General features: G+C 58.1%; 7 protein-coding genes. 4 read left to right on the plus strand and 3 right to left on the minus strand.

The features are described from left to right. Window positions 1-1,051: cyclic dehypoxanthinyl futalosine synthase (mqnC, locus tag V6C07_RS07670; protein WP_333535781.1), on the plus strand; the 1,051-nt coding region annotated here is incomplete at its 5' end. 153 nt (window positions 1,052-1,204) lie between these two features. Continuing rightward, the gene (locus tag V6C07_RS07675; RefSeq protein WP_333535782.1) at window positions 1,205-2,053 is read left to right on the plus strand and encodes a menaquinone biosynthetic enzyme MqnA/MqnD family protein; all 849 of its coding nucleotides are present in this window, start codon (window positions 1,205-1,207) and stop codon (window positions 2,051-2,053) included. Between the two features lie 197 nt (window positions 2,054-2,250). Here the strand turns inward: V6C07_RS07675 and gatB are convergent, their stop codons facing one another. The 3 genes from gatB to V6C07_RS07690 are packed head-to-tail and all read right to left on the minus strand — an operon-like array spanning window position 2,251 to window position 6,322. Then, window positions 2,251-3,684 carry an Asp-tRNA(Asn)/Glu-tRNA(Gln) amidotransferase subunit GatB gene (gene gatB, locus V6C07_RS07680; protein WP_333535783.1) on the minus strand — a complete coding sequence of 478 codons (1,434 nt, stop codon included), beginning with the start codon at window positions 3,682-3,684 and terminating at the stop codon, window positions 2,251-2,253. A gap of 26 nt (window positions 3,685-3,710) precedes the next feature. After that, window positions 3,711-5,456: an ARMT1-like domain-containing protein gene (locus V6C07_RS07685; RefSeq protein WP_333535784.1), complete on the minus strand. Its 1,746-nt coding sequence runs from the start codon at window positions 5,454-5,456 to the stop codon at window positions 3,711-3,713. Beyond that, window positions 5,453-6,322 (minus strand): NAD(+)/NADH kinase, encoded by an 870-nt coding sequence (locus V6C07_RS07690; RefSeq protein ID WP_333535785.1) that lies wholly within the window; start codon window positions 6,320-6,322, stop codon window positions 5,453-5,455. The genes V6C07_RS07685 and V6C07_RS07690 overlap by 4 nt, the downstream gene beginning before the upstream one ends. A gap of 125 nt (window positions 6,323-6,447) precedes the next feature. Between V6C07_RS07690 and V6C07_RS07695 the strand changes: the two genes are divergently transcribed. Continuing rightward, entirely contained in the window at window positions 6,448-7,080 is a 633-nt protein-coding gene (locus tag V6C07_RS07695; protein WP_333535786.1) for a D-sedoheptulose 7-phosphate isomerase, read from the plus strand. Between the two features lie 2 nt (window positions 7,081-7,082). Beyond that, on the plus strand, window positions 7,083-7,252 hold a 170-nt coding region (locus V6C07_RS07700), incomplete at its 3' end, for an FmdB family zinc ribbon protein (protein ID WP_333535787.1).

Below are 7,252 nucleotides of genomic sequence, written 5' to 3' on the forward strand. Positions count from 1 at the left end.
AGCCGGCCAACGGCTTGACCGAAGCGCCGCAGAGACCCTGTACTGCAAAGCCGACCTGCACACGCTTGCGCAGCTTGCCCATGCCATGCGCCTGCGCCTGCACCCGGACCCCGTGGTCACCTATGTGGGCGACCGCAATATCAACTACTCCAACGTCTGTGTGTGCGCCTGCCGTTTCTGCGCCTTTTTCCGCCCCCCGGACCACGAAGACTGCTACGTCATAAGCCGGGATGAAATGAGCAGTAAGGTGGAAGAAACCCTGGCCCTCGGCGGTACGCAGATACTGCTTCAGGGCGGCCATCATCCCGACCTGCCGCTGGAATGGTATGAGGACCTTTTGCGCTGGCTGCGGCAAACCTGGCCGCAACTGCATATTCATGCCTTTTCGCCACCGGAAATCTTCTTCTGGTCTGAAAAGTTCAATCTTTCCGTCAGCGAAGTGCTGCGCCGCCTGAAAGAGGCGGGCCTGCACTCCCTGCCCGGCGGCGGGGCGGAAATTCTGCATACCGGCGTACGCGCCCAGGTCTCGCCCAACAAATGTACGGCTGAACAATGGCTCGGCATTATGGAAGAGGCGCACAAACTGGGCCTGCGCACCACCGCCACAATGATGTTCGGCCATGAGGAAAAAGCTTCGCACAGGCTGGACCATCTTTTTGCGGTGCGCGAGGTTCAGGACCGCACGCACGGCTTCACCGCGTTCATCCCCTGGACGTTTCAGCCCGCCCACACACGCATCGAGGTGAACCCGCTGCCGGCCCCGGCCTATCTGCGCCTGCTGGCTGTCTCTCGCCTTGTGCTGGACAACGTACCCAACATCCAGGCATCCTGGGTAACTATGGGACCGCAAGTGGCCCAACTGGCGCTCTTCTACGGAGCCAACGACTTCGGTTCCCTGATGATCGAAGAAAACGTGGTGGCTGCGGCAGGCGTGTCCTATCACATGAACCGGGCCGACATCCACAAGGTTATCCGCGCTGCGGGCTTTACCCCCGTGCAGCGCACCATGGACTATAAGGCTGTGGAACCGCAGCCTGACGTAAATCTGTAACAGGGCTGACCACAGCGGGAATAAGCCGCGGGCGGATTTTGACAGCCGCCCGCAAATTTTCCCGCGTGGAATTTTTGCGGCGTTGCGCGCGAGGCAGACGCCGCCCACCTCGCCCACCTCGCCCACCTCGCCACCTCAAAAAGGGGTATCGCCATGACCAGCGTCACGCCGCAGCCGGTACTGCGCATGGGCCGTATAGGCTATCTCAATGTGCTGCCTATCTATCACCCCCTGGAAGCGGGCCTGCTGCCCCACGATTTTGAACTGGTATCCGGTCCGCCCGCCCTGCTCAACAACATGATGGCTCGCGGCGAACTGCACGTTTCATCCACATCCTGCTTTGAATACGCCAGCCGCCCCGAACGCTATTATCTGGTGGAAGACCTTTCCATCGGTTCGCGCGGGCCGGTCATGAGCGTGCTTCTGCTTTCGCGCGTCCCCCTGGATCAGCTGGACGGCGAAGAGATTCTCATCAGCGGTGAAACGCACACTTCCGTGGCCCTGCTGCGGCTGCTCATGCGCGACCGCTACAAGCTTGATGTCAGGTATGCCACCGGACAGGTCACCCCCGCCGTGCGCAGCGACAAGCCGCCCGTCGCCTTTCTGGCTATTGGCGACGAGGCCCTGCGCCTGCGCAATCATCCGGACTATCCCTACCGCCTTGACCTGGCCGAGGCATGGCGTGACTGGACTGGCCTGCCTTTTATTTTCGGATTATGGGTGGTGAGCCGTACAGCGGCAGACGCGGGCCTGTTTGCCAGCGACCCCGGCGAACTGCTGCGGCAGGGGCGAAGCTGGAGCTTTGCCAATATGGATGTGATCCTTGACCTGACAGCCCACGGCTGCCCGCTGAACAGGGACGAACTGGCCTTTTACTACAGCAAGGGGCTTGTCTACAGCCTGGGTGAGGAAGAACAGCGCGGCCTCATGCTCTTTTATGAAAAACTGGCTGCCGCCGGGATGATCCCCGCTGCCCCCCGACTGGATTTTTTCAGGCTGTAGCCTGACACGCCCCAACTGTACGCCAGATACGGTCAGCCCGGGCCGATCCCGACCCGGCCAAAGCGCGGCACAAGGCATCAAGATATGACAAAGAGGCTCCCTGCACGGCAGGGAGCCTCTTTGTCATAAAAGTATGCCGCATCAACGCAGGCAACACCAATGCAGGCCGTGCAGACGCAGACCGCGCATGGAGGTATTTACAGCTTTTTCGCCAGCAGTTCGTTGACCAGAGCCGGATTGGCCTTGCCCTTGGTGGCGCGCATGATCTGGCCCACAAAAAAGCTGATAAGCTTGGTCTTGCCGCCCCTGTAGGCTTCCACTTCGGCAGGGTTGGCGGCAATAACAGCATCCACGGCCTCTTCCAGCGCCGAGGAGTCGGATATCTGCACAAGCCCTTTTTCTTTCACATAACTTTCCGGCATGACGCCGGTTTCAAACAGGTCGCCAAAAATATCATTCGCAATCTTGGAACTGATCAGTCCCTGGTCCACAATGCGCACCAGTTCCGCCAGAGCTTCGGGCTTCATGTTCCATGCGGCCGGATCCGCCGCACTGACGCCCCGGCTGTTGCATTCGCGCAACAGCGGACCAAGCATAAAATTTGCCGCTTTGCGGGCGTCGGAAAGACCGGCTGCGGCCTCAAAGAAATCCGCCAGACCACGGCTTTGCACCAGCACTTCAACTTCCGCCGCAGGCAGACCGGTCATCTGCACAAAACGCGCCGCCCTGGCCTTGGGCAGTTCGGGCAATTCGGCTTTCCAGCGCTCCATTTCCGATGTGGAAATCTCTATGGGCAAGATATCCGGGTCGGGGAAATACCGGTAGTCGTGCGCCTCTTCCTTGCTGCGCATGGAGGCGGTTATGTTTTTTACCGCGTCGTAAAGGCGCGTTTCCTGCACGACTTTTTCGCCATCGTCCAGAAGATCCTGCTGCCGCGCCATTTCACATTCAATAGCGCGCTGCACGTTGCGGAACGAGTTGAGATTTTTCAGCTCCGTGCGTGTGCCGAACTCCCTGGCCCCTACGGGGCGCAAGGAAACGTTGGCATCACAGCGAAAACTGCCTTCTTCCATATTGCCGTCGCACACACCAAGATAGGTGACAATGGCATACAGGTCCTTGAGGTACGCCACGGCTTCAGCCGCAGAACGCATATCGGGATCAGAGACAATTTCCACCAGCGGCGTGCCGGCCCGGTTCAGGTCCACGTAGCTGAGGTTCTCTCCCTGGGCATGTATGTTTTTACCCGCGTCGTTTTCCATATGAATACGGGTAATGCCCACCCTTTTGCGCTCGCCGTCCACCTCAATATCCAGATGGCCGTGCTCGCAGATGGGCAGCTCGAACTGCGAAATCTGATACCCTGCGGGCAGATCGGGATAAAAATAGTTTTTGCGCGCGAAAATGGAACGCTGATTGATGGTGCAGCCTGTAGCCAGACCCACCAGCGTGGCAAAATGTATGGCCTGCCCGTTGGGTACGGGCAGCGCACCGGGCATGCCGGAGCAGACTTCGCACACATTGGAGTTCGGAGGCTGGCCGAAGGTGGTCGGGCAGGAACAGAACAGTTTGGAGGCCGTAGCCAGTTGCACATGCACTTCCAGGCCGATAACGGCTTCATAGACGGCCATAAGTCAATTCACTCCCTGTAAAGTAATCAGCTCTGATGAGGAATGCTCGCGTCAAAATATTTGCCCACCCCGTATTCTCCCCTGCGGAAGAAAAGCCTGGGCTCAGGGCCGATGAGCTGCATCTCACGGTTTTTGCTCTGCACATCAAGCGCGATGCGCATTTCTTTGGTGCAGCCCGTCGAGTAGGTAGAATCCTTTCCAGACCATTGCGGAGGCACCTTTCTCCCCAAAAGGGCGAAGCTTTCCTCAATATCTTCAACAGTCTGAAAACGCCACACATCTATGAGACCGCTGCGCTGCACACGTTCCCACATATACATGAGGTCATCCCCGTCCATGCCTTCGATAAAATGCTCGGCGGGGTTGATAATCAAAATATTATCCATTTTTTTACGCAGATTGTCTACAAAAGCATGCACAAGGCTGATGGCCGTTGACGTCTCGCCGGGTATGCTGCCGATAACGCAGCTATAGAACATGATGGTCCGCCCCTGGTCCTTGGCCTCACGCATACCCGCAATGATATGTTCGGCCTGGGCCGCAATGGCGTCTTCACTGAATTTACGCGCCCCTCGGGCGTGTTTGCGCAACCTGATATGAAAGCCGTTGCTGTCGCGCCAGTAACAGACAATATCGCGCGTGAACTCCTGGCTGGTTCCCAGCAGCACGTCCGCGGCGCGCCAACCTTTGCCGAGGATCAGGTCCGCCTCTTTCCAGGCCCGTGAAAACGTGACCGACACACGGTACAGGTTAAGCCTTTCACGTGTACCGTCCCCGATCACCACAAGCCGGTGCTCACGCAGGTGGCGGAGCAGGTCGTTCTTGCTCAGCTTGTTTTGGCGCAACACTATGCCGCCTCGCAGCCAGGGCCTGAGCGACGGGTCTGTTTCCACATCATCAAGCGTCGGCGCAAAAAAATAAAAGCCGGACTTCACCGCGAAAATAACCCTGTGGCCCATGCGGATAAGGCTTTGCGCCATAACAAGGTCAAACAGAACACCACCATCAGCGTCGCACAAAAACAGCACCGTGCCGGAACGTCCGGCATTGGCCTCAAAATAAAGGCGCAGACTTTCGCAGTTTGTCTGGGCTTCTTCCATGGCCCTGCGCGCTTCTTCGCCCGAGGGCGGCTTTTCAAGCCAGTCCCGGGACATGGCCGAAAGACAGAGCAGCCGCGCCATTTCCACATAGTCCATACTGCGACGCGCTATGGAAATTCCCCTGGGTACGGGTCCGCCCGGCATGGCCTCAAGATTGTCATGAATTTCTGGCAGGGCCAGCATTTCCTGCTGGCAGAGGGTGGATTCGCGGCGGCGGCCTTCCCACGGATCGTCCGTCATATGGCCCTGGGCCAGCACAAGGCTGGTCATGCGTTTGACAAGGCGCGAAGGAATAAGGGTATGCTGCCCGATGTACTGGGAAAACCGGTAGCGGCAAAACTGCAAAATGCGCCGCCGCTGCACCTTGTCAGGCACAAACGAGCGTACCAGACGCGTGATAATGCGCCATGAACGGTTATACTGGTTGCGCAGTTCGGCTGAAGGGGCGTCGGCACAGAGCATTAAAAAAGTTGCGTCCGAGCAGGGCAAATACACCTGATCCTGATCCATATGCAGCATAAAAGCCATCTGTTCCGGACTGGCTATGATATCGGGATTCATGCGGTACGCAAGATTGTTATCCATAAGCATGCTGTAAAGCCATGCGTCAAAGCGGACATTCTGCCCCAGACGGATATCGCACACCTTTGCCGGCGCAAGAGCCTTGTTCACGACATTTCCCCCGTGCAGTTGTCCACAGCCCCCTGCAAAACAAAACCCCGGCTTCGCAGGCGCTCGAAAAAGCATGTGCCTTCTCCCATAAAGCGCACCGCTGCGGGCAGGCCGGAAATGCGCACAAGATCGCCTTTTTCCAGCTTGTGGCCTTCCTGACCGTCCACCGTAAGATAACAGTCTGTGGAACCACGCAAAATTTGAAGCTCTATGTCTGTCGATCCGGGAAAAACCATGGGCGAGATTGTATTCAGAAAAGGACACACCGGCGTGAAGCCGATGGCGTCCATTGAAGGATAAAGAAGCGGACCGCCTGCTGATACGCTGTAGCCCGAACTGCCCACAGGCGTACACAGTATGATGCCGTCGCTGCGCAACGACCCCATATGCAGCCCGTCAACCCGGATATCAAGGCAAACCAGCCTGGACAGCGCGCCACGGCTGACGACCACGTCATTGACCGCCGCCCCTGCCTGAATCTCTTCGCCGTCGCGCGCAAGCGACCAGCTGAGCGCCATGCAGGCACGAACCGGCTCATGTCCTTCCAGGCATTCGGCAAGCTTTTCCTGCCAGTTTTCCGGCTGGGCATCTGTAAGAAAACCCACGCGCCCGAAATTGATGCCCAATACCGGCACATTGTTGCCCACAAGACGCCGGGCTACGCCGAGCATGGTGCCGTCGCCGCCAAGCACCACAACAAAGTCAAGGGTACCCGTGCAAAGGGACAAATCCTGCCCGGCCTCTACCAGATGTGCTTTGTGACCACGCTCTTCCAGCCACGAGCGGATTTCTTCACCCAACCGGGCGGCGCGTTCGTGGCGGGCCTTGCAGACCAGTAGAATGTGGCGCTTGTATTGATTTTGCATAAGATGACAATTTACGTTATCAAGGCTCTTATCGCAAGCCCGCCGGCCTTGCTTGTCAGGGCCGACGCTTTGACATATGAACAGAACCTTCCTGGTCAAAATCCAACAACAAGGCCGCGTGAGCCATGAACGACAGCGCTCTTGACATTATAACCTCCCACGCGCGCGACGGCGCCCGGTTGAGGGAAAGTTTTTTTGCGGAACAAGCGCCCATGCTGCGGGAAACCGCCCTGCGTCTGGCAGCCTGCCTGGCGCAGGGCGGAAAAATTCTGCTCTGCGGCAATGGCGGCAGCGCGGCGGACGCGCAGCATCTTGCGGCGGAATTTGTAAACCGTTTTCTTATGGACAGGCCCGCCCTGCCTGCCCTGGCCCTTACAACCGACACCTCGGCCCTTACCGCCATCGCCAACGATCTGGATTTCAGCCAGGTATTTTCGCGTCAGGTGGAGGCGCTGGGTCGCAAGGGAGATATTCTTGTGGGCATATCCACGTCCGGCAACAGCCCCAATGTGCTGGCCGCCCTTGAGGCTGCCCGGCGCATCGGCATGCTCACGCTGGGCTTCACGGGCAGAGGCGGAGGGCGCATGGCCCCGCTCTGTCACATGCTTGTGGACGTAGCAAGCCCGAGCACGCCTCTTATACAGGAAATCCATATTACTGCCGGACATTTACTGTGCCAGCTGACTGATTATTATCTTTTTGAAAATGTGGCGGCACTTGCGCCCTATTTGCACGCAGACACCGTAAACGAGGATTGATCATGCCCATCTATGAGTACAGTTGCGAAAAATGCAGCCGGGATTTTGAAGAACTGGTTTTTGACGATACTTCTCCGGCCTGCCCGCATTGCGGCTCTCACGCAACCCACAAGCTCATGTCCTGCTGCGCCCGCCACGGCGGTTCCCAGCAGGGCGACTATGCGCCCACGTC

This window comes from Desulfovibrio sp. 1214_IL3152 (genome assembly GCF_036763055.1).
In the GTDB taxonomy this organism is placed as follows: domain Bacteria; phylum Desulfobacterota; class Desulfovibrionia; order Desulfovibrionales; family Desulfovibrionaceae; genus Desulfovibrio.